The organism is Streptomyces sp. NPDC020898, assembly GCF_044333925.1.
Taxonomy (GTDB): Bacteria; Actinomycetota; Actinomycetes; order Streptomycetales; family Streptomycetaceae; genus Streptomyces.
Genome location: NZ_JBIRRV010000011.1, coordinates 1 through 22901 on the forward strand (window position 1 = coordinate 1; position 22901 = coordinate 22901).

27 protein-coding genes are annotated in these 22901 nt (G+C 70.3%); 17 read left to right on the top strand and 10 right to left on the bottom strand.

The genetic code is table 11. The features are described from left to right. Positions 1–180: 180 nt before the first annotated feature. Complete coding sequence (locus ACH4TV_RS30155) at positions 181–648, bottom strand: pyridoxamine 5'-phosphate oxidase family protein (protein ID WP_398403579.1); 468 nt, start codon at positions 646–648, stop codon at positions 181–183. A gap of 141 nt (positions 649–789) precedes the next feature. On the opposite strand from ACH4TV_RS30155, the gene ACH4TV_RS30160 reads away from it, so the two are divergent. Continuing rightward, a complete protein-coding gene (locus tag ACH4TV_RS30160) occupies positions 790–1437 on the top strand; it encodes a cysteine hydrolase (RefSeq protein ID WP_398403581.1) in 648 nt (215 codons plus the stop codon). A 4-nt stretch (positions 1438–1441) separates the two neighbouring features. On the opposite strand, the gene ACH4TV_RS30165 is transcribed toward ACH4TV_RS30160, so the two are convergent. After that, complete coding sequence (locus ACH4TV_RS30165; RefSeq protein ID WP_398403583.1) at positions 1442–1879, bottom strand: Rieske 2Fe-2S domain-containing protein; 438 nt, start codon at positions 1877–1879, stop codon at positions 1442–1444. 115 nt (positions 1880–1994) lie between these two features. On the opposite strand from ACH4TV_RS30165, the gene ACH4TV_RS30170 reads away from it, so the two are divergent. From ACH4TV_RS30170 to ACH4TV_RS30200, 7 genes are all read left to right on the top strand, one after another. Beyond that, a complete protein-coding gene (locus ACH4TV_RS30170) occupies positions 1995–2756 on the top strand; it encodes a HipA family kinase (protein ID WP_398403585.1) in 762 nt (253 codons plus the stop codon). After that, the gene (locus ACH4TV_RS30175) at positions 2753–3136 is read left to right on the top strand and encodes a DUF3037 domain-containing protein (protein ID WP_398403587.1); all 384 of its coding nucleotides are present in this window, start codon (positions 2753–2755) and stop codon (positions 3134–3136) included. Before ACH4TV_RS30170 ends, ACH4TV_RS30175 begins: the two co-directional genes overlap by 4 nt. Positions 3137–3274: 138 nt before the next feature. Continuing rightward, positions 3275–4036, top strand: a complete 762-nt coding sequence (fabG, locus tag ACH4TV_RS30180) for a 3-oxoacyl-ACP reductase FabG (RefSeq protein WP_398403589.1) — start codon at positions 3275–3277, stop codon at positions 4034–4036. Between the two features lie 17 nt (positions 4037–4053). Next, the gene (locus ACH4TV_RS30185; protein ID WP_398403591.1) at positions 4054–4812 is read left to right on the top strand and encodes an SDR family oxidoreductase; all 759 of its coding nucleotides are present in this window, start codon (positions 4054–4056) and stop codon (positions 4810–4812) included. Between the two features lie 325 nt (positions 4813–5137). Next, positions 5138–6718, top strand: a complete 1581-nt coding sequence (locus ACH4TV_RS30190; RefSeq protein ID WP_398403593.1) for an ABC transporter substrate-binding protein — start codon at positions 5138–5140, stop codon at positions 6716–6718. A gap of 104 nt (positions 6719–6822) precedes the next feature. Then, positions 6823–7506 carry a uracil-DNA glycosylase gene (locus ACH4TV_RS30195; RefSeq protein ID WP_398403595.1) on the top strand — a complete coding sequence of 228 codons (684 nt, stop codon included), beginning with the start codon at positions 6823–6825 and terminating at the stop codon, positions 7504–7506. 152 nt (positions 7507–7658) lie between these two features. After that, positions 7659–8198, top strand: coding sequence for a hypothetical protein (locus ACH4TV_RS30200; protein WP_398403597.1), 540 nt, complete (start codon positions 7659–7661; stop codon positions 8196–8198). A gap of 107 nt (positions 8199–8305) precedes the next feature. On the opposite strand, the gene ACH4TV_RS30205 is transcribed toward ACH4TV_RS30200, so the two are convergent. Both ACH4TV_RS30205 and ACH4TV_RS30210 read right to left on the bottom strand, forming a co-directional pair. Further along, complete coding sequence (locus ACH4TV_RS30205) at positions 8306–8806, bottom strand: hypothetical protein (RefSeq protein ID WP_398403599.1); 501 nt, start codon at positions 8804–8806, stop codon at positions 8306–8308. A gap of 163 nt (positions 8807–8969) precedes the next feature. Then, entirely contained in the window at positions 8970–9485 is a 516-nt protein-coding gene (locus ACH4TV_RS30210; RefSeq protein ID WP_398403601.1) for a DinB family protein, read from the bottom strand. A gap of 220 nt (positions 9486–9705) precedes the next feature. On the opposite strand from ACH4TV_RS30210, the gene ACH4TV_RS30215 reads away from it, so the two are divergent. After that, a complete protein-coding gene (locus ACH4TV_RS30215; protein WP_398404049.1) occupies positions 9706–10617 on the top strand; it encodes a Gfo/Idh/MocA family protein in 912 nt (303 codons plus the stop codon). Here ACH4TV_RS30215 and lnt read toward each other — a convergent pair. The 3 genes from lnt to ACH4TV_RS30230 all read right to left on the bottom strand — a co-directional run bounded on the left by lnt (position 10535) and on the right by ACH4TV_RS30230 (position 13602). After that, complete coding sequence (lnt, locus tag ACH4TV_RS30220; RefSeq protein ID WP_398403603.1) at positions 10535–12109, bottom strand: apolipoprotein N-acyltransferase; 1575 nt, start codon at positions 12107–12109, stop codon at positions 10535–10537. The genes ACH4TV_RS30215 and lnt overlap by 83 nt on opposite strands. Before the next feature lie 216 nt (positions 12110–12325). Next, a complete protein-coding gene (locus ACH4TV_RS30225) occupies positions 12326–12817 on the bottom strand; it encodes a nuclear transport factor 2 family protein (RefSeq protein ID WP_398403605.1) in 492 nt (163 codons plus the stop codon). A 119-nt stretch (positions 12818–12936) separates the two neighbouring features. Next, positions 12937–13602: an NADPH-dependent F420 reductase gene (locus ACH4TV_RS30230; protein ID WP_398403607.1), complete on the bottom strand. Its 666-nt coding sequence runs from the start codon at positions 13600–13602 to the stop codon at positions 12937–12939. 99 nt (positions 13603–13701) lie between these two features. Between ACH4TV_RS30230 and ACH4TV_RS30235 the strand changes: the two genes are divergently transcribed. The 4 genes from ACH4TV_RS30235 (at position 13702) to ACH4TV_RS30250 (ending at position 15754) form a co-directional block, all read left to right on the top strand. Further along, entirely contained in the window at positions 13702–14079 is a 378-nt protein-coding gene (locus ACH4TV_RS30235) for a winged helix-turn-helix transcriptional regulator (RefSeq protein ID WP_398404051.1), read from the top strand. A 151-nt stretch (positions 14080–14230) separates the two neighbouring features. Further along, a complete protein-coding gene (locus ACH4TV_RS30240; RefSeq protein ID WP_398403609.1) occupies positions 14231–14845 on the top strand; it encodes a TIGR04222 domain-containing membrane protein in 615 nt (204 codons plus the stop codon). 8 nt (positions 14846–14853) lie between these two features. Continuing rightward, positions 14854–14982: a hypothetical protein gene (locus tag ACH4TV_RS30245; protein ID WP_398403611.1), complete on the top strand. Its 129-nt coding sequence runs from the start codon at positions 14854–14856 to the stop codon at positions 14980–14982. Between the two features lie 28 nt (positions 14983–15010). Then, positions 15011–15754: an SDR family oxidoreductase gene (locus ACH4TV_RS30250; RefSeq protein ID WP_398403613.1), complete on the top strand. Its 744-nt coding sequence runs from the start codon at positions 15011–15013 to the stop codon at positions 15752–15754. Positions 15755–15850: 96 nt separating this feature from the next. Here the strand turns inward: ACH4TV_RS30250 and ACH4TV_RS30255 are convergent, their stop codons facing one another. Both ACH4TV_RS30255 and ACH4TV_RS30260 read right to left on the bottom strand, forming a co-directional pair. Next, a complete protein-coding gene (locus ACH4TV_RS30255; RefSeq protein ID WP_398403615.1) occupies positions 15851–16030 on the bottom strand; it encodes a hypothetical protein in 180 nt (59 codons plus the stop codon). 147 nt (positions 16031–16177) lie between these two features. Next, a complete protein-coding gene (locus tag ACH4TV_RS30260) occupies positions 16178–17053 on the bottom strand; it encodes an undecaprenyl-diphosphate phosphatase (RefSeq protein WP_398403617.1) in 876 nt (291 codons plus the stop codon). 351 nt (positions 17054–17404) lie between these two features. Here ACH4TV_RS30260 and ACH4TV_RS30265 point away from each other — a divergent pair, with 351 nt between their 5' ends. The 3 genes from ACH4TV_RS30265 to ACH4TV_RS30275 are packed head-to-tail and all read left to right on the top strand — an operon-like array spanning position 17405 to position 20339. Next, on the top strand, positions 17405–18670 hold the full coding sequence (locus ACH4TV_RS30265) for a Gfo/Idh/MocA family protein (RefSeq protein ID WP_398403619.1): 1266 nt from the start codon (positions 17405–17407) through the stop codon (positions 18668–18670). Continuing rightward, positions 18667–19602 (top strand): PmoA family protein, encoded by a 936-nt coding sequence (locus ACH4TV_RS30270; protein ID WP_398403621.1) that lies wholly within the window; start codon positions 18667–18669, stop codon positions 19600–19602. Before ACH4TV_RS30265 ends, ACH4TV_RS30270 begins: the two co-directional genes overlap by 4 nt. Beyond that, a complete protein-coding gene (locus ACH4TV_RS30275) occupies positions 19599–20339 on the top strand; it encodes a cupin domain-containing protein (RefSeq protein ID WP_398403623.1) in 741 nt (246 codons plus the stop codon). Before ACH4TV_RS30270 ends, ACH4TV_RS30275 begins: the two co-directional genes overlap by 4 nt. A gap of 44 nt (positions 20340–20383) precedes the next feature. Here the strand turns inward: ACH4TV_RS30275 and ACH4TV_RS30280 are convergent, their stop codons facing one another. Continuing rightward, entirely contained in the window at positions 20384–21160 is a 777-nt protein-coding gene (locus tag ACH4TV_RS30280; RefSeq protein WP_398403625.1) for a TVP38/TMEM64 family protein, read from the bottom strand. Positions 21161–21650: 490 nt separating this feature from the next. On the opposite strand from ACH4TV_RS30280, the gene tuf reads away from it, so the two are divergent. Then, positions 21651–22832: an elongation factor Tu gene (gene tuf, locus ACH4TV_RS30285; protein WP_398403627.1), complete on the top strand. Its 1182-nt coding sequence runs from the start codon at positions 21651–21653 to the stop codon at positions 22830–22832. Positions 22833–22901 lie beyond the last annotated feature (69 nt).

Consider the following 22901-nt stretch of genomic DNA (forward strand, 5'->3'; position numbering starts at 1 on the left):
CGGTCCGGGGGCGGGGCCCCCCCCCGCGGGGGGGGGGGGGGGGGGGGGGGGGGGGGGGTTGCGGGGGGGGGGGGGGGGGGGGGGCAGAGAAGGTGGCGCTGGACGGGCCTTGTCCTCAAACGCCGGACGGGCTGAAGATGCTGGGCCTCGTTCTCGAACGCTGGACAGGCTGAATGGGCCTCAGGGGGCCGGTAGTTTGCGGAAGTCCCAGGAGACGGTTTTTTCCGGGGTCAGGCGTATCCAGGCGTGTCTGCCGTCGTGGGGCATTTCGTCCAGGTTGAAGTTCTTGCGGGCGAACAGGGTTTCGGGGACGTCGAGTTCGGCGCGCAGTTCCCCGGTGCGGGGGGACTCGCCGACGAAGTCGACGGCGCCGGACAGTTCGACGCCACGCAGTTCGTCGTAGTCCTCGCCCGTGTCGACGACGATCGCGACCCGTGGGTCGCGGCGCAGGTCGGTCCAGCGCCTGCTGCGGACCACCGAGTACAGCCACATCGAGGTGCCGTCCCAGGCGAACCAGAGCGTGCTCACATGCGGAGCGCCCTCGGCCGACACGGTGGCGACCCGGCAGGTGCGCTGGGTCGTCAGGAATTCGTCCAGCTCGCCGGGGGTCATCATGATCTTCCGGCCCCGGCGCTGAGTGACAGTCATACGGTTCCCCCTTCTGTTCCCACGTCGTGTCAGAGGAGATCCTCTGACATCACGTCAGAAAAGAATGAGCCGTCTTCCGCCCGCATGCAATGGGCGTTACTCTCGCCCGCCCACCGGTACCGTCCGCGGCCAGGGAGCGCCATGCCGTCGTACGAACAGCTCAGCGAACTCCTCGACCCCGCGACCACGGTCCTGCTCACCGTGGAGTGCCAGCAGGGCGTCGTCGGACCGGACAGCGCCCTGCCCGAGCTCGCCGAGGAGGCAAGGGCGTCGGGCGTGCTCCATCGGATCGCCCGGCTTGTCGCCGCCGCGCACGAGACCCGTGTCCAGGTGATCCACGCGGTCGCCGAACGGCGTCCCGACGGACGCGGTGCGAACCGCAACGCCCGGCTGTTCCGCGCCGCCGAACGGCTCCCCGTCCAGCAGCTCTCCGGCACCACCGCGGTGCGCGTCGCGCCGCCCGTCGAGGTCGCCGACCAGGACTTCGTCGTACGGCGACTGCACGGCCTGTCGCCGATCCAGGGCACCGACGTCGACGCCCTGCTGCGCAACCTGGGCTGCCGCACGTTGATCGTGACCGGGGTCTCGGCCAACGTCGCGATTCCCAACGCCGTGTTCGACGCCGTGAACCGTGGATACGCGGTCGTCGTGCCGGGAGACGCCATCGCGGGAGTGCCCTCCGAGTACACCTCCGCGATGATCCGCAACACCCTCGCGCTGGTCGCCACGATCGCGACCACCAACGAGGTGCTGGCCTGCTTCGAGCGGCCCCGCCGGGACGGGCGGTGATGGCTCAGGCGAGCGTGATGGAGCCGCTGGACACGATGATCTCCTCGGCGGGCAGCGCCTCGGTCGCGGGGCCCTTCTGCACGCTGCCGTCGGTCACCGAGAACTCGCTGTTGTGGCACGCGCAGCTGATGACACCGTTGGCGACGCCCGTCACCGCACAGCCCGCGTGCGTGCACTTCGAGGAGAACGCCTTGTAGGTGCCCGCGGTCGGCTGTGTGACCACCACGCCCTGGTCCTTGAAGATCTTGCCGCCGCCCTCGGGGATGTCGGAGGTCTTCGCGAGGGCCGTGCCGGCGGCGGCGCCCTGCTCGGTGGCGGAGTCGGACGAGTCGTCCTGTGACCCGCACGCGGTCAGCGCGACGGTGAGCCCTGCCGCGCCGGCTGCCGCCATGACGGTACGACGGGCCGGTCCCGAAACGTGCTGTAGCGGGGCGCTGCTCATGCTGGCGTTTCCTTCCGCAGGGTTTTCCTGGATCTGTGCGGAGATACGAACCCCGTGCACGCCGCGTTCAGGCGGCGCGGGCATCCGGCCGTGAACGCCCCAGTAACCTGGGGCGATGCTCAAGGAAGTCATCGCGACCCGCTACATCACGCCCCTGCGTGAGGGCGGCTCGCTGCCGGGACTCGTCGAGGCCGACGACCTCGGGACGTACGTCATGAAGTTCACCGGTGCGGGGCAGGGCCGCAAGACACTCGTCGCCGAGGTCGTCTGCGGTGAACTGGCCCGGCGGCTGGGCCTGCGGGTGCCAGGGCTCGTGACGGTCGCCCTCGACCCGGTGCTGGGCCTCGGCGAACCCGAGCAGGAGGTGCAGGAGCTGCTCAGGTCGAGCGGCGGCACCAACCTCGGCATGGACTTCCTGTCGGGGGCCCTCGGCTTCGATCCGCTCGCCTTCCGGGTGAGCCCCGAGGAGGCCGGGCGGGTGGTGTGGTTCGACGCGCTCGTCAACAACGTCGACCGGTCCTGGCGCAACCCCAACCTGCTGATGTGGCGCGGTGAGTTGTGGCTCATCGACCACGGCGCCACCATGATCTGGCATCACCACTGGCCCGGCGCCCGGACCTCCGCCGCCAAGCCGTACGACGTCTCCGAGCACGCCCTCGCCCGGTTCGGCCCGGACATCGCCTCGGCCGCCGCCGAACTGGCGCCGCTGGTCACCGAGGACCTGCTCGCCGAGGTGACCGCCGAGATCCCCGACGCGTGGCTCGCGGACGAACCCGGCTTCGACTCGCCGGACGCGCTCCGGTCGGCCTACGCGGAGCCGCTCCTCGCGCGCGCCGCCGTCATCCACGAGCGGATCACCGACGGGGGGACCGAGTGAGCGAGCGGGTCGTCTTCGAGTACGCGCTGCTGCGGGTCGTACCGCGGATCGAGCGCGGCGAGTGCTTCAACGCCGGCGTGCTGGTGTACTGCCGGGCCAGGTCCTTCGTCGTGGCGCACACGCATCTGGACGAGGGCAAGCTGCGGGCGCTGGACCCCGAGGCCGACGTGGCCGGGGTGCGGGCCGCGCTGCGTGCCGTCGAGGGTGTATGTGCGGGCGGGGAGGCGGCAGGCCAGGCGGCGCTCGACGATGCGGGGCGGCGGTTTCGCTGGCTGATCGCGCCGCGCTCGACGGTCGTCCAGCCGGGGCCCGTGCACACGGGGCTCACCGCCGATCCGCGGGCCGAGGCGGCGCGACTGCTCGACCTGCTGGTCAGGTAATGGATCACACCGGCACGGCATGCCGTTGACACCGGGTGTCAGGACTTCTAGCGTCACGTGTACTGAAGGTACTAAGCGGTCGCTCACCTGAGGGCGTACCGTGGGCCGCAGGCTTTTCAAGGGCGAGGAGAACCAGCAATGTCCACCACTGAGCAGCGGGTCGCCGTGGTCACCGGCGGTGCGCGAGGCATCGGCGCCGCCACCGCCGTACGACTGGCCGCGGAGGGTCGCGCCGTCGCCGTGATCGACCTCGACGAGGCCGCCTGCAAGGACACCGTCGAGAAGATCACCGCCGCCGGTGGCAAGGCGATCGCCGTCGGTTGCGACGTCTCCGACGAGGCCCAGGTCGAGGCCGCCGTCACGCGCATCGCCGCGGAACTGGGCGGTCCCACGATCCTCGTCAACAACGCGGGCGTGCTCCGCGACAACCTGCTGTTCAAGATGAGCGCGTCCGACTGGGACACGGTCATGAACGTGCACCTGCGCGGCGCCTTCCTGATGTCGAGGGCCTGTCAGAAGTACATGGTGGACGCCAAGTTCGGACGGATCGTCAACCTGTCCTCGTCCTCCGCCCAGGGCAACCGCGGCCAGGTCAACTACTCCGCCGCCAAGGCCGGTCTCCAGGGCTTCACCAAGACCCTCGCCCTGGAACTCGGCAAGTTCGGCGTCACCGCGAACGCCGTCGCCCCCGGCTTCATCGTCACCGACATGACCGCCGCCACCGCCGAGCGCGTCGGCATGGGCTTCGAGGACTTCCAGGCCGCCGCCGCGACCCAGATCCCCGTGCAGCGCGTGGGCAACCCGGACGACATCTCCAACGCGATCGCCTTCTTCGCGGGCGAGGCGGCCGGATTCGTCTCCGGCCAGGTCCTGTACGTCGCCGGCGGACCGCTCGACTAGGGCCGGGGGACACAGACATGACGACCACGGAACTTTCGGGCAAGGTCGCGCTCATCACGGGCGCCAGCCGGGGCATCGGCTACGGCATCGCCGAGGCGCTGATCGCGCGCGGTGACCGCGTGTGCATCACCGGACGCAACGAGGACGCGCTCAAAGAGGCCGTCGAGACCCTCGGCGCCGACCGGGTCATCGGCGTGGCCGGCAAGGCCCACGACGAGGCCCACCAGGCCGTCGCCGTCGAGCGCACCATGGAGGCGTTCGGACGCGTCGATTTCCTCGTCAACAACGCCGGTACGAACCCGGTGTTCGGGCCGATCGCCGACCTCGACCTCAATGTGGCACGCAAGGTCTTCGAGACCAACGTCGTCTCGGCGCTCGGTTTCGCCCAGAAGACCTGGCACGCCTGGCAGAAGGAGAACGGCGGCGCGATCGTCAACATCACGTCCGTCGCCGGCCTCTCGGCCTCGCCGTTCATCGGCGCGTACGGCATCAGCAAGGCCGCGATGGACAACCTGACGCGGCAACTGGCGCACGAGTACGCGCCCCGGGTGCGGGTCAACTCGATCGCGCCGGCCGTCGTGAAGACGAAGTTCGCCCAGGCGCTGTACGAGGGCCGCGAGGAGGAGGCGGCTGCCGCCTACCCGCTCGGCCGGCTCGGCGTACCCTCCGACATCGGCGGCGCCGCCGCGTTCCTGACCTCGGCCCAGGCCGACTGGATCACCGGCCAGACGCTCGTGGTCGACGGCGGGATCTTCCTCAAGGCGGGCAACAGCTGACGTAGACCCCCCAAGGGGTACGAATCGGGGTGGGCGTTCACCGACGAGGGAGCGCCCGCCCTGCCTCGTTGTCGGTTTTTATGTCTCCACCGGCATCCACCGGAAGATGCGCGGTCGGAAGTCTCTATGTCGACTGGTGCAAACATATGCGCCCTGCCTGACAGAAAATGCTCCGGTGTCGACGTACGAGGTCACACAGTCCGATAGTGGCGCCGGCGGATACGAGCTGATCAAGTGGCCTACCAGGGAGCTGGACCACCCGGTGGGGCGCTGCGGTATGGTCTGCCGACCGTTGGCTTGGTATGGCAGATCGAGGAGCGTGCACGTGTTCAACCGGAACCGGGGCCTGCGGCAGCTGGCAACAGCCGCGTCCATATCCATGGTCGCCGGATGTGGAGTCTTCTCCTCCGACTCCTCCGGCGAGGGGAAGCCGATCGCGGTCGGAACGACCAGCGAGCCCAGCACACTGGATCCGGCGGCCTCCTGGGACAACTCGTGGGAGCTGTTCCGCAACGTCCACCAGACGCTGCTCAACTTCGAGACGGGCGGCTCCGAGCCCAAGCCCGACGCCGCCAAGAGCTGCGAGTTCACCGACAGCTCCAGCACGGTGTACAGCTGTGAGCTGCGCGAGGGGCTCCAGTTCTCGGACGGACACGCGCTGGACACGAAGGCCGTCAAGTACTCCATCGACCGCATCAAGGCGATCAACGTCAACGGTGGCCCCGCCGGCCTGTTGACCAGCCTCGACCGGATCGAGCTGAAGGGCGAGCGCGAGATCGTCTTCCACCTGAACCAGCCCGACGCGACGTTCCCCTTCGTGCTCTCCACGCCTGCCATGTCGATCGTGGATCCCGATGAGTACCCCGCGAAGTCGCTCCGCGAGGACGGCGAGATCGGTGGCTCGGGGCCGTACACCCTGGAGTCCTACAAAGAGGGCGACAGGGCCGAACTCGTCAAGAACGAGAGCTACAAGGGCATCGCGGATCCGAAGAACGACGCCGTCACCATCCGCTACTTCCAGCAGTCGGCCGACGTGGCCGACGCTCTCAGGGACAAGAAGATCGATGTCATCTACCGCGGCCTCAGCGCGGAGGACATCGTGGACATCCAGGACAACGAGAAGGAGCACGGACTCCAGCTCGTCGAGAACGCCACCACCGAGATCAGCTACCTGGTGTTCAACCCCAAGGACCCCTGGTCCAACAAGCTCTCGGTCCGCCAGGCGATCGCCCAGATCGTCGACCGCCCGGCGCTCGCGCACAACATCTACAAGGACACCGTCGAGCCGCTGTACTCCATGATCCCCCAGGGGCTGGTCGGCCACACCACGGGCTTCTTCGACAGCTTCGGGAATCCCAGTTCCTCCAAGGCCAGGCAGATCCTCCTGGAGGACGGCATCACCGAGCGGGTCCCGCTCACCCTCTGGTACACGAGCGACCGCTACGGCTCCCAGACCAAGCCGGCCTTCGAGGAACTGAAGCGCCAGCTGGACGCCTCCGGCCTGTTCACCGTCACGCTCCAGAGCCGCCCCTGGAAGACCTATGTGGACGGCTACCAGAAGGGCGAGTACCCGGTGTTCGGGCGTGGCTGGTTCCCCGACTTCCCCGACGCCGACAACTTCATCGCCCCCTTCGTGGGCGAGCAGAACGCGCTCGGTACGCCGTACACGTCACCCGAGATCACCGGTGAGCTGCTGCCCGCGTCACGCAAGGAGAGCGACCGCGGGGCCGTGTCCGAGGAGTTCGAGGAAGCCCAGCAGATCCTCCTGGACGACGCCAGGCTGCTGCCGCTGTGGCAGGGCAAGCAGCACGTGGCGGCGAACGAGGAGGTCGGCGGTACCGAGGTGGCCATCGACCCGGCGACGATGATGGTGATGTGGGAGCTGTACTGGAAGACCAGCTGGTAGCGGACCGGTAGCGGAGCAGACGGACGGAACCGGCGCCCTGTTGTCAGTGGGCGCCGGTAGGTTCTTCGGTGAGTGGAACACACCGCACACCGGAGGAAGTTCACGTGACCGACATCGCCATGCTGCCCGAGTCCTGGCGCGGCGTCCTGGGTGACGAGCTGCAGCAGCCCTACTTCAAGGAGCTGACCGAGTTCGTCGAGGAGGAGCGGGCGAAGGGTCCTGTCTTTCCTCCGCGCGAAGAGGTGTTCGCCGCGCTCGCCGCGACGCCGTACGACCAGGTGAAGGTCCTGATCCTCGGTCAGGACCCCTACCACGGCGAGGGGCAGGGCCATGGCCTGTGCTTCTCGGTCCGGCCAGGGGTGAAGACCCCGCCCTCGCTCCGCAACATCTACAAGGAGATGAAGGAGGAGCTGGGCACGCCCGTCCCCGACAACGGCTATCTGATGCCGTGGGCCCAGCAGGGCGTGCTGCTGCTCAACGCCGTGCTCACGGTCCGCTCCGGCGAGGCCAACTCGCACAAGGGGAAGGGCTGGGAGAAGTTCACGGACGCCGTGATCCGGTCCGTGGCCGACCGTCCCGACCCGGCGGTCTTCGTCCTGTGGGGCAACTACGCGCAGAAGAAGCTCCCGCTGATCGACGAGGAGCGGCACGTGGTGGTGAAGGGCGCGCACCCGTCTCCGCTCTCTGCGAAGAAGTTCTTCGGCTCGCGTCCGTTCACGCAGATCAACGAGGCGGTGGCCGGTCAGGGGCACGAGCCGATCGACTGGACGATTCCCGACCTCGGCTGATCCGGCGGCGGTGAGTCGCGTCGCTGGTCCGGTTCCCGTCCGTCACGGGGCCGGGCCGGCGCCGCACCGGGTCGCCTGACCGGGATTGTCAGTGGCTGCCGTTAGCGTCGTGAGGGACAGCGGACAGGGCGCGGACAAGGGCGGAGTGCTCGGTGACGGAGCGGCAGGAACAGGTGGTGCCGGACGCCATGATGACCCGGATCGGACAGACCGTCATGTTGCATCACGGCGGTGACCGTGAGGAGGCACGGGGGCGCTTCCTGGGGCTGTGGGCGGAGATCGGCGAGGACGGCGACCCGTTGCACCGCTGCACGCTGGCGCACTACATGGCCGACACGCAGGACGACCCCTTGGACGAACTGGCGTGGGACCTCCGGGCGTTGTCGGCGGCGGAGGAGCTGTCGGACGACCGGGTGGCGGAGGTGGTCCGGCACGAGGGCGCGCTCGCGGTGCGCGGCCTGTACCCCTCGCTGCACCTGAACCTCGCCGCCGACTACGTGAAACTGGACCGCCCCGAGGCCGCCCGCACCCACCTCCGCCGGGCCCGCGGCGCGGCCGACGCGTTGGGCGACGACAGTTACGGCGACGGGATCAGGGCGGCCATCGGACGGCTGGAGCTGCGGCTGGGGGAGGGGGACTCCTCCGGCGGGCCGGGAGGGGATTCCTGGGGGCCGTCCCGGCCGCGGCCCTGAGCCGACCTGGAGGGCCCTGTGCGGCCCTGTGCGGCCCTGGAGGGTGCCGTCCCCTGCCGCTCCCGGCGGTGGCCTCGCCGACCGTGCCACGGCGGGCCCGTACACGCTCAACGCCCGTACGTCTCCTTGCAGATGACCGTCTGCGGACTGTCCTTGCCCCAGCCGCCGTACTTCTCGCCGAGGGCGCACACGTCCGTGTTCTCGCGTACCGGGCGGGACACCTCGGGGAGCTCGACGCGGGGCGGGGTGTGGCGGCGTTCCGGTTTCGGCGGGCGCTGCTTCGGCCGGTTGCGGCGGGGCGAGGGCTCCGGAGCGGCGGTCGACGGGGCCGGAGGCGCCGAGGCAGCCGGGCGGTGCGGCTCGCTCGGGGCCTTCGGGGGCCTGCGGTCGGGGCCGATGAGCTCCAGCGCCTCCAGGGCGGGCGCCTGCACGATCTGCGGCTCGGCCCGCCCACCGGGCAGGGGCACCGACGGCCGGGACGGCACCGACGGCACCGACGGCGCCGGGGATGGGCCGGGAGCGGGTGGGTGCTGGATCGTGACACAGCCGGAGAGGGCCGAGACAGCCACGGTGACCAGAAGCGTTGCGGTGGTCGTCGTTCGATGCATCCGCGCCACTCTGCTGGGTCCGGCCCCTTCCGGAACGGTGGTCCAGCGCAGGATGCCCCGCACGGGTGATCTCCGGCCCCGTACGGAGGGTGTGCGACAACCCCGGCTGACGGCCGTCCCTGTCTCGAACCGTCCCGACGGCGTACCTGTCCGCCGGCCGGGCTCAGTCCCCCGTCACTCCGTCGAGCCGTTCGCGGACCAGGTCGGCGTGACCGTTGTGGCGGGCGTATTCCTCGATCATGTGGGTCAGGATCCAGCGCAGGCTGAAGGGCTCGTCGTTGTACTTGCTTCTGCCCTTGGAGAGGTCGTCGAGCCCGAAGCCGCCGGCATGGCGCCCGGCGATCCCGATCTCGGCCTGCCAGGTGCCGTACGCCTCCTCCCAGGTGTCCGCATCGGTCAGATGGAACTCGGCGTCGGGATCCTCCTTGGTGCCGTAGATCGGCCCTGTGTCCTCGTCCACGAGGATCTTGCGGAACCAGAAACGCTCGACCTCCGCCATGTGCCGCACCAGGCCCATCAGCGAGAGTTCGGACGGTTCCACCGAGGCGGTTCTGAGCTGGGCGCCGGTCAGGCCCTCGCACTTCCATGCGAGCGTCTGCCGGTGGTAGTTCAACCAGCCCTCCAGCATGGGTCGTTCGCTGTCGTTCGGAGCGGGTTCGTTGCGCTGAGTCGTCGTCATGTTCGAATCCTGGCCCAGCCGCCCGCACACCGGCCAGTCAATATAGGAGCCGCGACCCGCCCTCCTCCTGCGGAGTTTTCGACGACCGTCGCCGACGGACGGCCACGGCGGCCGCCGTATCCTGCCGAGTAGGCGCGGGGGGCCGCCAGGAGCCAAGGGCTCACCAGCGGCCCGACCGACAAAAGTGCAGGCAAGCGCGATGTGACGAGTGGAGATCCGTGTGAAGGTCGGCTGTGTCGGACTCGGTGACATCGCGCAGAAGGCGTATCTGCCGGTGCTGGGCGCACGGCCGGGGATCGAGCTGCATCTGCACACGCGGACGCCCGCGACGCTCGCCCGCGTCGCCGACGGCCTGCGACTGCCGCCCGGGCAGCGTCACGCCGACCTCGACGCGCTGATCGCCCAGGGCCTCGACGCGGCCTTCGTGCACGCGCCCACGGTCGTGCACCCGCAGATCGTCACCCGGCTGCTGGAGGCCGGCGTACCGACGTACGTCGACAAGCCGCTCGCGTACGAACTCGCCGACTCCGATCGGCTGGTGAGGCTGGCGGAGGAGCACGAGGTCTCGCTCGCCGTCGGGTTCAACCGGCGCTTCGCGCCCGGCTACACCCAGTGCGCCGACCACCCGCGCGAGCTGATCCTGATGCAGAAGAACCGCATCGGCCTGCCCGAGGAACCCCGGGCGATGATCCTCGACGACTTCATCCATGTCGTGGACACGTTGCGGTTCCTGGTGCCGGGCCCCGTCGACGACGTGACCGTGCGCGCCCGCACGGAGGGCGGTCTGCTGCACCACGTGGTGCTCCAGCTCGCCGGGGACGGATTCACCGCGCTCGGGGTGATGAACCGGCTCAGCGGCTCCGCCGAGGAGATCCTCGAAGTGTCCGGGCAGGACACCAAGCGTCAGGTGGTCAACCTCGCCGAGGTGATCGACCACAAGGGACAGCCGACCGTACGGCGGCGCGGCGACTGGGTGCCGGTGGCGCGGCAGCGCGGTATCGAACAGGCCGTGCTCGCGTTCCTCGACGCCGTCCGCGCGGGCAAGGTGCTCAGCGCCCGGGACGCACTGGCGACTCACGAACTGTGCGAACGGGTGGTAGGTGCGGTGCGGGAGCAGATCGACGCCGCCTGAGCACGCGGGCGCCCTCGACGCCGCCCAGGACGAGAAGGACGAGCACGGCGCCGTGCACCGCCCAGTCGCCGAAGCGGACGTACGGCGTGACTCCCCGGGCCAGCGGTACGTCGTACACCGCCGCGGTGCTCGCGTCGGTGCCGAGCCATGAGCCGACGCGCTCGCCGCTCGGGCCGTAGACGGCGGAGACGCCGGTCAGCGTGGCGTGCACCATGGGCCGGCCGGTCTCGGCCGCGCGCAGGGCCGCGATCGAGGCGTGCTGCTCGGGGGCCCAGCTGTGCTGGAACGTGGAGGTCGACGACTGGGCGATCAGTACGTCGGCGCCGTCCTGGGCGAGATGGCGGCTCATGTCCGGGAACGCGGACTCGAAGCAGACCATGGGGCCGATACGCAGCCCGCCCCCGATGGTCATCACCACCTGCTCGCTGCCGCGCCTGCGGTCCTCGCTCGCGGCCTTGCCGACGGAGGTGGCCCAGCTCAGCAGCGAACGCGCCGGAATGTACTCACCGAACGGCACGAGCCGCATCTTGTCGTACCGGTCACCGGTCGGGCCGTCGGGTCCCACGAGCACCGAACTCTTGTAGATGCCGGGCCGGTCGGAGCGTCTGGCGTCCACGTTGACGAGGATGTCGGTGCCGGTGGTGCGCGAGAGCGAGGCAAGCCGTTTCGCCAGGTCGGGCCGGCCGGCGAGGTCGAAACCGACGCTGCTCTCGCCCCAGACGACCAGGTCGATGTCCTCGCCGGCCAGCTGACGCGTCAGCGCTTCCTCGCGTGCGAAACGCTTCTCGACGCTGCCGGATCCGCCGATGATCCCCGGCTGTACGAGAGCGATCCGCACCCGGCCGTCCGCCTCCGGACGCGGCGACCAGACCCAGGCCGCGGAGGTCACAGCGGCGGCGGCGACCAGACCGGCCACGGCCGGGACGCGGGACTCACGCACCGCGACCAGGACGGCGACCCCGACGTTCACGGCCACCACCAGGAAGCTGAGCAGCCACACCCCGCCGACCGAGGCCAGCCGCAGCGCGGGCGCCACCTGCCACTGGCTGGAACCGATCATGCCCCACGGCCCGCCCAGCCCCTGCCACGAACGGATGAGCTCCACCATGAGCCACCCCGACGGCAGTACGACGAGCCCGGCGGCGACCTGCCCGGCCGAGGGCCGGCCCGCAAGGAACCGGCGTACGAGCAGGCCCCAGGGCACCCACAGCACACCCATCAGCGCCGCGATGACGAGCGTGAACACATGCAGGCTCGGCAACAGCCAGTGATGCACGGCCAGGATGAAGCCGAAGCCGCCGAACCAGCCGTCGTACGCCGCCCGTTTCCAGGTCGGCGCGGACCGGACGAGCAGAATCCAGGGCACGAGTGCGACGTACGCGAACCACCACAGGGACGGCGCCGGGAAGGCGAACATCGGCAGAGCCCCGGCCAGCGCCGCGACCGCGGAACGCCGCCACGGGGAGGCGAGCCAATGGCCAGGCAGTTTCATACGGCGCCTCCTACCAGTCGGTTCCCCGATCAGTACCCAGTCAGCACCCGGTCGGTCACCCAGCCGGTGGGTCCAGTGTGCGCGGTGGGGACGATCTCGGGCCAGCAGGACTTGGGACAGGGGTGGCGCATTCCTCGTACGGCGGATCGTTCGCGGGACGGGAGAGACGGAGAGGGCGCACGTGGCTGTAGGCCGCCGGCCGCCAGTCGCCGTCGCTCAGTCGGCGGCCGGTTGCTGGTACTGCTTCGGCGCGCGGCGCCATTTCTCCTGGACGACCACTTCGCGAAACCTCCAGCCGTCCGGCGTACGGATCAGCCCGAAGGAGTACCGGCCGCCGCACACGAAGTCCGGTGCGGTGGACCCGCCCTCGCCGTCACGGTCCGCGAGGCGCATGGGATTGACGTAGTCGGCCTGGACGCGGGCCGTGTCGCCGGTGTCCTGCTCCAGGAGGTCGAAGCGCACCCGCCGGTTGACGATCAGATGCTGCCGCATCGGAAACAGCTCCATGCTCCCCGCGAGCCACCCGGCGACCTGCCCGGCATCCCCCTCGATACCGCCGGCCGAGCGGTAGTCGGCCCGCCCGTCCGGCGCGAACAGTCCTACGTACGCCTCCCAGTCACCGTCGTCCACTGCCACCGCGTACTCGGTGACGATTCCGTCGAGGGAAAGCCGGTCCATCACGGTCGCGAGCTCTACACGCTGCGTCATCGGCTCAGTGTTGGGCACGGGGCGGGCGGAGCCAAGGGAATCGCTGATATCGCGCGGAAATTCGGTGCCTCCCGGGCGTGTCCGACTCCGCTGCCGGTCGGCCGCGTGCACCGGCACGGCTACCCCTGGGAGCTGCTGCGTCTGTCGTCCGAGGGCACCTGGGGGACGGCGGAGTGGGGGTCGAAGCCCGCGAAAGCCAAGCCGATGACGAAACCCGCCACCTCCTCCAACTGGCGGGCGCGATCCAACGCCCCCAGAGTCGCCGGGGTCCCACCGACGTCACGGACCAGTGCGCCGACGACATGCAGGGCCGTCGTGTCGTCGCCGCACATCGCCACCGTCACCCGGGACCGGCCGCCACCGGGCGGGCTCGTCCACTGCCCGGCGGGAAAAAGATGGAACGCCTTCACGACCCGGGCTCCTGGAGCGAGCCCGGCGATCCGCCCGGCCATCGACTCCCCGTATCCGGTGAGCAGAGTGCCGACACCATGGGCGACAGCGTTCGTGGGATCGATCAACGGCGTTCCGTCGAGTACGCCGTCTGACGCGCCCACCGATTCCAGCGTGTCCTCGACGCCGTCCCATGTCACGGCGAGCAGTACCGCATCGCGCCCGACGGCCACCTCACGCGGCGCCATGGCGAGCGCGCCGTGCCCGAGCCGATCGGCAAGCCTCTCGGCCTTCACCTGCGACCGCCCGCCGATCACCACCTCATGCCCCGCACGTGCCCAGCCCTCGCCCAGGGCCGCCGCAAGTGTCCCTGTTCCCAGGATTCCGATGCGCATCGTCGCTGCCTCTCGAACAGTGATTGGTTGGGTAGGCACGGTATGAAAGGCGTTACGCACTGATCGGTGCGTGACCAACACAGGACGATGGGCGGCGAGATGACTGATCACGACGCCCACTGCCACGCCTTTGTCGCCGACTGCCGCCTGCGCGCGGCCACTGATCTGTTCACCCACACCTGGGATCCCGTCGTACTGGCGGCTCTTCGCGAGGGACCGCGCCGGCGCCGCGAGCTGCGCACGGTGATCGGGGGCGTCAGCGACAAGGTTCTCACCGATTCCCTGCGCCGCCTGCTCGCCGCCGGACTGCTCGAACGCCACGCACACCGCGAGGCTCCGCCTCGCGTCGAGTACGCCCTGACCCGCTTGGGACAGAGCCTGGTCGAGGGCCCGATGACGGCGCTCGGCCGCTGGGCGACCGAGCACGGTGACGAGCTTCTTGAAGCCCGGGAGAGCGGTACCTCAAGGGGTCTGTGAGCACTGCTTGCTGATGGCCCTGGCTGTCCTCAAGTGCTACGTGCCCCGACCGGAAAGCTCAACTGTTGCTCTGAAAGGGCGGGGGACAGGGTTGTGCGATTTCCTGCCGGGTGACACTCCAGGAACAAGGTGTCCGATGGGGGGAATCGACATGGGAGTTGCGTTTCGGCGGCCTGTCTCGGCGATAGAGGGGCCCGAGGCCCTGGACGTCTATGAGGTGGCCTTCCTGGCAGGCGGGGCCCAGCGGGTGGTGGACAGCGCGGTGATCGCGCTGGTCGAGCGCGGGCTGCTGAAGCTCAGCGGTTCACGAGTGCGTGCGGTGGGTGAGGTGCTGCCTGAACACCCGGTCGAGTGTGCCCTGTTCGCCTCCTGCCCGCACCACAGGAGCGCCGCCTCTGTACTCGCCGCCCTGCGACGCTCTTCGGAGGTGCAGAAGATCGCCCGCCGACTGGCTGCGCGGAACCTGGTGTCGGGGTCGCGGCGCCGGCTGACCCGGTCGGGCCGACGGCAACTGCGGGCGGCCGAACGGGGCGAGGGTCTGCCGGACTACGTCTTCGGCGGTCCCGCTGTCCTCCCGGACGGCCTGGTCCGACGCGGCGTCGTCAGCGCGCGGCCGCTCCCGTCCGGTCTGGGCCGGGCTCTGATCCGTATGGGTAAGGCCCTGGACAATTCCGCCGACACCGGATCCGACTCCGGTTCCGGGTGCGACTCGGACGCAGGATCGGGCTTTGCCTCCAGTTGCGGTGGTGGGAGCAACAGTGGCTGAAGACGCAGGTGGCCCTGCCGACCGTCGAGATCCACGGGCTCGTACGGGTAGGTGAACTGGCCCGTGCGGCTGGGCTGTTGCCCGTGGAGTGGTCCTGTCCGCTCGGCGCGGACGCGGTCGCGTTCCTGCGATCGTAGGGCGCGTGCGAAACACGGAGGTACGTCCATGAGCGGGTCGTCTGTCACGGTGGTCACCGGTGGGAGTCGGGGGATCGGTGCCGCGACCTGTCTGCGGCTCGCGGCGGACGGGCACGATGTCGCCGTGGGGTACGTGCGGGACGTCAGGGCCGCCGAGTCGGTCGCGGCGGAGGTGCGGGCGACAGGGGCGCGCTCCGTGACCGTGCCGGTGGACACCTCGGTCGAGGCGGACGTGGACCGGCTCTTCGACACGGTGGAGGAGCGGCTCGGACCGGTCACGGGGCTGGTGAACAACGCCGGGGTGACCGGCCCGCTGGGCAGGCTCGCCGACGCGGACCCCGCCGATCTGCGGCGCGTGGTGGAGGTCAACCTGCTGGGCACGCTGCTGTGTTCGCGTCGGGCCGCGCGGGCCATGACGGCGCGGGGGACCGGCGTGATCGTGAACGTGTCCTCGGCGGCGGCCACCCTCGGCAGCCCCGGTGACTACGTCCACTACGCGGCGACCAAGGCGGCCGTCGACGCGCTGACTGTGGGGCTGGCGAAGGAACTGGGACCGGACGGCATCCGCGTCAATGCGGTGGCCCCGGGCATCATCGACACCGAGATGCATGCGGCGATGGGCGACCCGGATCGGGCGAAACGCGCGTCCGCAGCGATTCCGCTCCGCCGGCCGGGGCTGGCGGAGGAAGTCGCCGTTGCCATCGCCTGGTTGATGTCTCCGGAAGCCTCGTACACGACGGGTGCGGTGCTGCGGGTGTCGGGCGGACGGTGACGCTGGGTGATGGCAGGAGGGGGTTCAAGGGCTCGTCGGGCCGGGCAAGTCGCGCCGTCGACAGGTGTCCGGCGGCCCTGTTGTGCACCGCGATGGTCAGGCGGCCTCGATGACCTCGCCGCGTATCGCCGCGGCCCACTTGACCACCAACAACTCGTACTCCTCCCGCTCTTGGGTGGAGAGAGAGCCGTTCGCGCGGAGCCAGAGTGCACGGATCTGCTCGTTCAGCGCGGCAGCAGACCGCACGGAACCAGGGGCCACGTAATCGGGGGACATGCGCACCAGCGTAGGGGCAAGGACTGACACTGCGCTACCACGTGGCTACTCACACGGTATGTGGTTGGTCACGGTCGACTTGATCGCCTCGTGAGTCCGCCCGGCAGTCCGCCCCGTGAGCCTGTCAGGGGCGCTCCAAGGCGGGCGTCAGTTCGCCGACTCCGCCGCGTGCGGGCTCAGGGCGCCCGTCGCCACCAGGGCGATGATCACGATGCCGAGGGCGATGCGGTAGTAGACGAACGGCATGAACGACTTGGTGCTGATGAACTTCATGAACCACGCGATTACGGCATATCCGACCGCGAAGGCGATCACCGTCGCGAAGGCCGTCGGGCCCCAGGAGACATGGCCACCCTCCGACGCGTCCTTGAGCTCGAACACGCCCGAGGCGAGCACGGCCGGCATGGCCAGCAGGAAGGAGTAACGGGCCGCCGCCTCACGGGAGTAGCCCATGAACAGGCCGCCGCTGATGGTCGCGCCGGACCGGGAGACGCCGGGGACCAGCGCCATCGCCTGGCACAGGCCGTAGATCAGACCGTCCCGTACGTTCAGGTCCTTCAGGCCCTTGCGCTCCCTGGCCGCCCGGTGCTTGCCGCCGGTCTCGTCGCGCGCCGCGAGGCGGTCGGCGATGCCGATGACGATGCCCATCACGATCAGCATCGTCGCGGTGATCCGCAGATCCCGGAACGGCCCCTCGATCTGGTCCTTGAGCGTCACCCCGAGCACACCGATCGGAATCGAGCCGACGATCACCAGCCAGCCCATCTGCGCGTCGTGATCGCTGCGCATCGCCTTGTTGGTGAGCGAGCGGAACCACGCCGAGAGGATGCGTCCGACGTCCTTGCGGAAGTAGATCAGCACCGCCGCTTCCGTACCCAGCTGGGTGATCGCGGTGAAGGCCGCTCCCGGGTCTTCCCAGCCGGAGAACGCGGCCGTCAGGCGCAGATGCGCGCTGGAGGAGACGGGGAGGAATTCGGTCAGCCCCTGGACGAGTCCGAGGATGAGGGATTCAAACCAAGACATGAAGTTACGTGGTCCAAGCGCTGATCGTGGAAGGGCCGACGGACGCCCCGGGCCACCGTGCGCGAACGCGCGAAGGTCGGCGGAGATCAGGTGCGTTGGGGGCAGCCTAGCGGCCCCCGATGACAGGCCGAGCACAGGGGCCGGGGTCAAGGGGTGGCAAAGGGCGGGTGCCGCTGTGGCCCGCGCAGCAGCATCCACCCCGTGGACACCCTGGCCGTGGTGTTGACCGACCGCTCGGACGGAACATAGTTTGCGAGTGAAGGGAAAGCGCTTGCTGCCCCCGGGGAGTCCGGAGTCGTCACGCGTTGGCCCACGTCAGACATCGCGTCCGATGGAGTGCTGATCACGACCATGGCCACACCCGCAACCAGCCCCGACACCTTCCCAGCCTCGCCGAGTCACCCCCCGGTCGACCCGCCCGCCGACCTGCTCTCCCGCACGCCCCTCGCTCCGCTCACCGGCCGTCGTATCCGGGCCGCCGTCATCGGGGCGGGCGCCATCGGGCGCGGGTCCCACCTGCCGGCGCTCGCCCAGCTGGCCGACGAGGGTGAAACGGAGGTCGTCGCCGCGGTCGACATCAATGCCGACGCGGTGAAGGCGTTCTGCGCGGAGAGCGGGATTCCGCACGCGTACACCGACCTGGAGGAGATGCTCCGGGAACAGCGGCCCGACCTGGTGACCATCTGTACGCCGCCCACGCTGCACCGCGAACAGACCGTGGCCGCGCTGCGCGCCGGGGCCTGGGTGTGGTGCGAGAAGCCGCCGGTGCCGACGCTCGCCGACTTCGACGCCATCGAGGCGGAGGAAGGGATCGGGGGCGGTCCGTACGCCTCGATCGTCTTCCAGCACCGCTTCGGCTCCGCCTCCACCCATGTGCGGCGGCTGCTCGCCGACGGAGCCCTGGGACGGCCGCTCGTCGCGCACTGCCAGACCACCTGGTACCGCGACACCGCCTACTACGCCGTGCCCTGGCGCGGGCGTTGGGAGACGGAGGGCGGCGGGCCCGCCATGGGGCACGGGATCCACCAGATGGATCTGCTGCTCGATCTGCTCGGGCCGTGGAGCGAGGTCCGGGGCATGGCCGGGCGGCTCGTGCACGACGTCGAGACCGAGGACGTCTCCACCGCGCTCGTCCGGTTCGCGAACGGCACCATGGCGACCGTCGTCAACAGTGTGCTCAGTCCCGACGAGGTGAGCCGTATCCGCATCGACTGCGAGCGCGCCACCGTCGAACTCACCCATCTGTACGGGCACAGCAACGCCGACTGGACCATCACCCCGGCGCCGGACGTGTCGGAGGCGGAGGTGACCGCGTGGCGGGACTTCGGTACGGACGTGCCGAGTTCGCACCTCGCGCAGTTGCGTGAGCTGGTCGCGAGCATGCGCGCCGGTGAACGGCCGCGCAGCAGCGGGGCGGACGGGCGGACCAGCCTGGAACTGATCACCGCGCTGTACAAGTCCGCCTTCACGGACGCGACCGTCAGGGCCGGCGACATCGGCCCCGGCGACCCCTATTACGCCGCGCTGCACGGCGGTGCGCCCGGCTGGGCGCCCACGCACGACGATGATGACGACGGCGATGTTTCCGCATCCGCTACCGAGGAGGCGTCCGCTTGACCACGTCCAACGACCTGCGCATCGTCCACGCGCACGGCGACCGCATCACCGTCACCGAACCCGTCACCGGGGTCGAGCTGTTCAGCTACGTGTACGGGGCCGAGGCGGCCTGGGAGGCGCCGAAGCCGTATCTGCATCCGATTCGGACGCTCGCCGGAAACGTTGTCACCGACTACCGGCCCAACGACCACCGCTGGCACAAGGGCCTCCAGCTGACGGCCTCGCACCTGTCGGGGTCGAACCTGTGGGGCGGCAACACCTATGTGCACGGCGAGGGGTATCTCGCCCTTCCCGAGCGAGTCGGCTCGATGGCGCACGTCGGCTTCGACGAGGTCGCATCGAGCGCGGGCCGGGTCGTCATCGCGGAGCGGCTCACCTGGCACCCGTACAGCGGGGAACTCTGGGCCGACGAGGAGCGGCGGGTCGAGGTGCACGACGTCGATCCCGCGGCCGGGTCCTGGGCGCTGACCTGGACGAGCGCGATCACCAACCGGCGTGACGAGCCGCTGCTCTTCGGCAGCCCGACCACCGCCGGGCGTGAAGCGGCGGGCTACACCGGCCTGTTCTGGCGCGGGCCGCGCGCCTTCCGGGACGGTCGTGTCCTCGGCCCCGACGCCGAGGGGCCCGAGCTGATGGGCGAGCAGGCACCGTGGCTCGCCTACTCCGGCGAGTTCGACGGCGCCGACGGGCATGCCACCCTGGTCTTCGAACATGCCCCCGAGAACGACCACTTGGGGGCCGAGGGCGCCCATCCCGCCCACTGGTTCGTGCGCAACGAGCCGTTCGCCGCCGTCGCCCCCTCCTGGGCCTTCCACGACGAACTGGAGCTCGCGCCCGGCGACACGCTCACCCGCCGCTACCGGGTCGTCGTCGCCGACGGGGAGTGGGAGCGCGAGGGCGTCGCCAAGTACCTGGACGAGCACCCGTGGTGAGCGCGGCGGACGGGGTGACGGTCTTCGCCGGACTGCCCGGTGGTGTCGCGGTCTCGCATCTCGCCGTCTACGACTGGCCTGCCGTCGACGGTGTGTGCGGCGGAACTCCCCATATGCATCTGACCTGTTCGGAGGCGTACGTCGTCACGGGCGGGCGGGGCGCGGTGCAGACGCTCACGACGTCCGGGTACGAGGTGACACCCCTCGCCCCCGGTACGGTCGCCTGGTTCACGCCGGGCACCATCCACCGGCTGGTCAACGAGGACGAGTTGCGCATCACCGTCCTCATGCAGAACAGCGGGCTGCCGGAGGCGGGGGACGCCGTGCTCACGCTGCCGCCGGAGTACCTGACCGACCCGGAGACCTACGCCGCCGCGACCGTGATCCCGGCCGACGTGCCGGTGCCCGAGCAGGAGCGGATCGCGCGGGCCCGGCGCGACCTCGCCCTTGACGGGTACCGGGCGCTGCGGGACGCGGACGGGCCGGACGCGCTGGCCGCCTTCCACAATGCGGCGGCGGCTCTGGTGCGGCCCCGGCTCGCCGACTGGCGTGAGCGCTGGCGGCGCGGCGCCGAGGCGGCGGCCGGCGCGACGGGCGACCAGCTCGACCGTCTCGAACGGGGCGACGCGTCGCACCTCGCGGGTGCCGTCGTACAAGCCGAACAGCCTTCGGCGCACGGGAAGTTCGGGATGTGCGGGCGACTGGACGTGTACGACGTGTACAAGGGCACCTCTTAGGGAGTGTGCCCGGGCTGCTGTGGGCGAGCGCCGCGCTGGACTGCTCAGTGGCCGCGCAGGTGATGCCGCTTGCGCCAGGCCACCACGGCGCCCACCACGGCCGGTACGGCGATGAAGGCCATCGCGATCAGGAAGGCGGGCGAGGTCGGCGACGAGGCACGGGCGCCCGCGACGACGTACGCGGCCGTGTTGGGGATGGACCCGAGCGCCGTCGCGGCCAGGAACGGCAGCCAGCCCATGCGGGAGACGGACGCGCAGTAGTTGGCGGCCCAGAACGGCACCCCGGGGAACAGCCTCGCCGCCATCATCGAGCGGAAGCCGTGCCGGCTGAGCTGGCCGTCCGCCGCCTGGAGCCAGCGGGCGCGCAGCAGCGGGCGGAGCGCGTCCTGACCCAGCATGCGGCCCAGGCCGAAGGCGATACCGGCCCCCAGGACCGTGCCCGCGAGAGCTGCGGCGAGGCCCATCTGGGAACCGAACAGCGCGCCCGCCGCGAGGTTCAGCAGCGGTCGCGGCACGAACGCCACGGTGCACAGCCCGTACGCCGCCCCGAAGGCCACCGCCGCCGCGGCACCGCCGAGCTGGGGTGGCCAGCCGTCGGCGAGCAGTCGCTGGGGTTCGAAGAGCAGGACGCCCGATGCGGCGGTGGCGAGCAGGACGACCAGGAGCGACAGCCGCGACCACGGCGAGAGCAGGGCTCTTGTGCAGCGCGCGGCGAGGCCGCTGGGCGGGGCGACGAGGAGCACGGCCGGGGAGAGCTCCGTGGCGATGGCCCGGGGAGTGGCCGTGGCGGTGCCCCCAGAGCGGGTGGTGGCATCGAGCATCCGGCGACACTAACCGAGGAGTATGTGTGATCGCCGTATGGATCGTCCCAACGGGGTCACAAGCAGGCGAACACCCGGTGCGCTGCGTGACGCGCGAGCCGACACCCTGCGGAAACGGCCCGTCGTGACATGCGCCACTGGCGCCCCCGTTTCCCCGGAAACCGCACCCTTCGAAGCTCCTGCCCCCCACGTCCCACGAAGTCCCCGTGCGCGAAAAACCATTCGACGTGCGGCGACGCGTCGGCAATGATCGGCGTCATGTTCCGGTACGCCTTCCTCCTCGCAGCATCCGCAGTCGCGGATGCCCCGAAGGCTGCCGTTCCGATCATCGTGGCAGCCGTCGACGGCGCCCGAAGCTGACCCTTCCCGGATCGTCCGGCGGACCCCGCAGGGGGAGGGTCGGCGAACTTCCTCGGGGTCCCCGTCCCGGCCGCGTTCTCCGCACCGGGACCTTCACTCAGTACCGCTGAAGAGGCTTCGAGGTACCGCCATGTCCAAGACGGCATACGTCCGCACGAAACCGCATCTCAACATCGGCACGATGGGCCACGTCGACCACGGCAAGACCACCCTGACCGCGGCCATCACCAAGGTGCTCGCCGAGCGCGGCTCCGGCACGTTCGTTCCGTTCGACCGGATCGACCGTGCTCCGGAGGAGGCCGCGCGGGGCATCACCATCAACATCGCGCATGTCGAGTACGAGACCGACACCCGGCACTACGCGCACGTGGACATGCCGGGCCACGCCGACTACGTCAAGAACATGGTCACCGGCGCCGCCCAGCTCGACGGGGCGATCCTCGTCGTCTCGGCGCTCGACGGGATCATGCCGCAGACCGCCGAACACGTCCTGCTGGCCCGGCAGGTGGGCGTCGACCACATCGTGGTCGCCCTCAACAAGGCCGACGCCGTGGACGACGGCGAGGACACCGTGCTCACCGACCTCGTCGAGCTGGAGGTCCGCGAACTGCTCACCGCGCACGGTTACGGCGGCGACGCGGTACCCGTCGTACGGGTGTCCGGCCTCAAGGCCCTTGAGGGGGACCCTCGTTGGACGGCGTCGATCGAGGCGCTGCTCGACGCGGTGGACACGTATGTGCCCATGCCCGAGCGGTATCTGGACGCGCCGTTCCTGTTGTCGGTCGAGAACGTCCTCACGATCACCGGCCGGGGGACGGTGGTCACGGGCGCGGTCGAGCGTGGCACGGTTCGGGTGGGCGACCGGGTCGAAGTGCTGGGCGCGGCCGTGGACACGGTCGTCACCGGCGTGGAGACCTTCGGCAAGCCCATGGAGGAGGCGCAGGCCGGGGACAGCGTGGCGCTGCTGTTGCGTGGGGTGCCGCGCGACGCGGTCCGCCGCGGGCACGTCGTGGCGGCGCCGGGGAGTGTGGTGCCGCGACGGCGGTTCTCGGCGCAGGTGTACGTGCTGTCCACCCGGGAGGGCGGGCGGTCGACGCCCGTCTCCACCGGATACCGGCCGCAGTTCTACATCCGTACGGCGGATGTGGTCGGGGACGTGGACCTGGGGGAGGTCGCCGTCGCGCGGCCGGGGGAGCGGGTTTCCATGACCGTGGAACTCGGGCGCGAGGTGCCTCTGGAGCCGGGGCTCGGGTTCGCCATCCGTGAGGGTGGGCGGACCGTGGGGGCGGGGACCGTGACTGCCGTCGAGTGAGGGGGGCTGGTGTGTGTGGGGGACTGCGCGGCCGTTGTGGCTGGTCGCGCAGTTCCCCGCGGCCCTTTG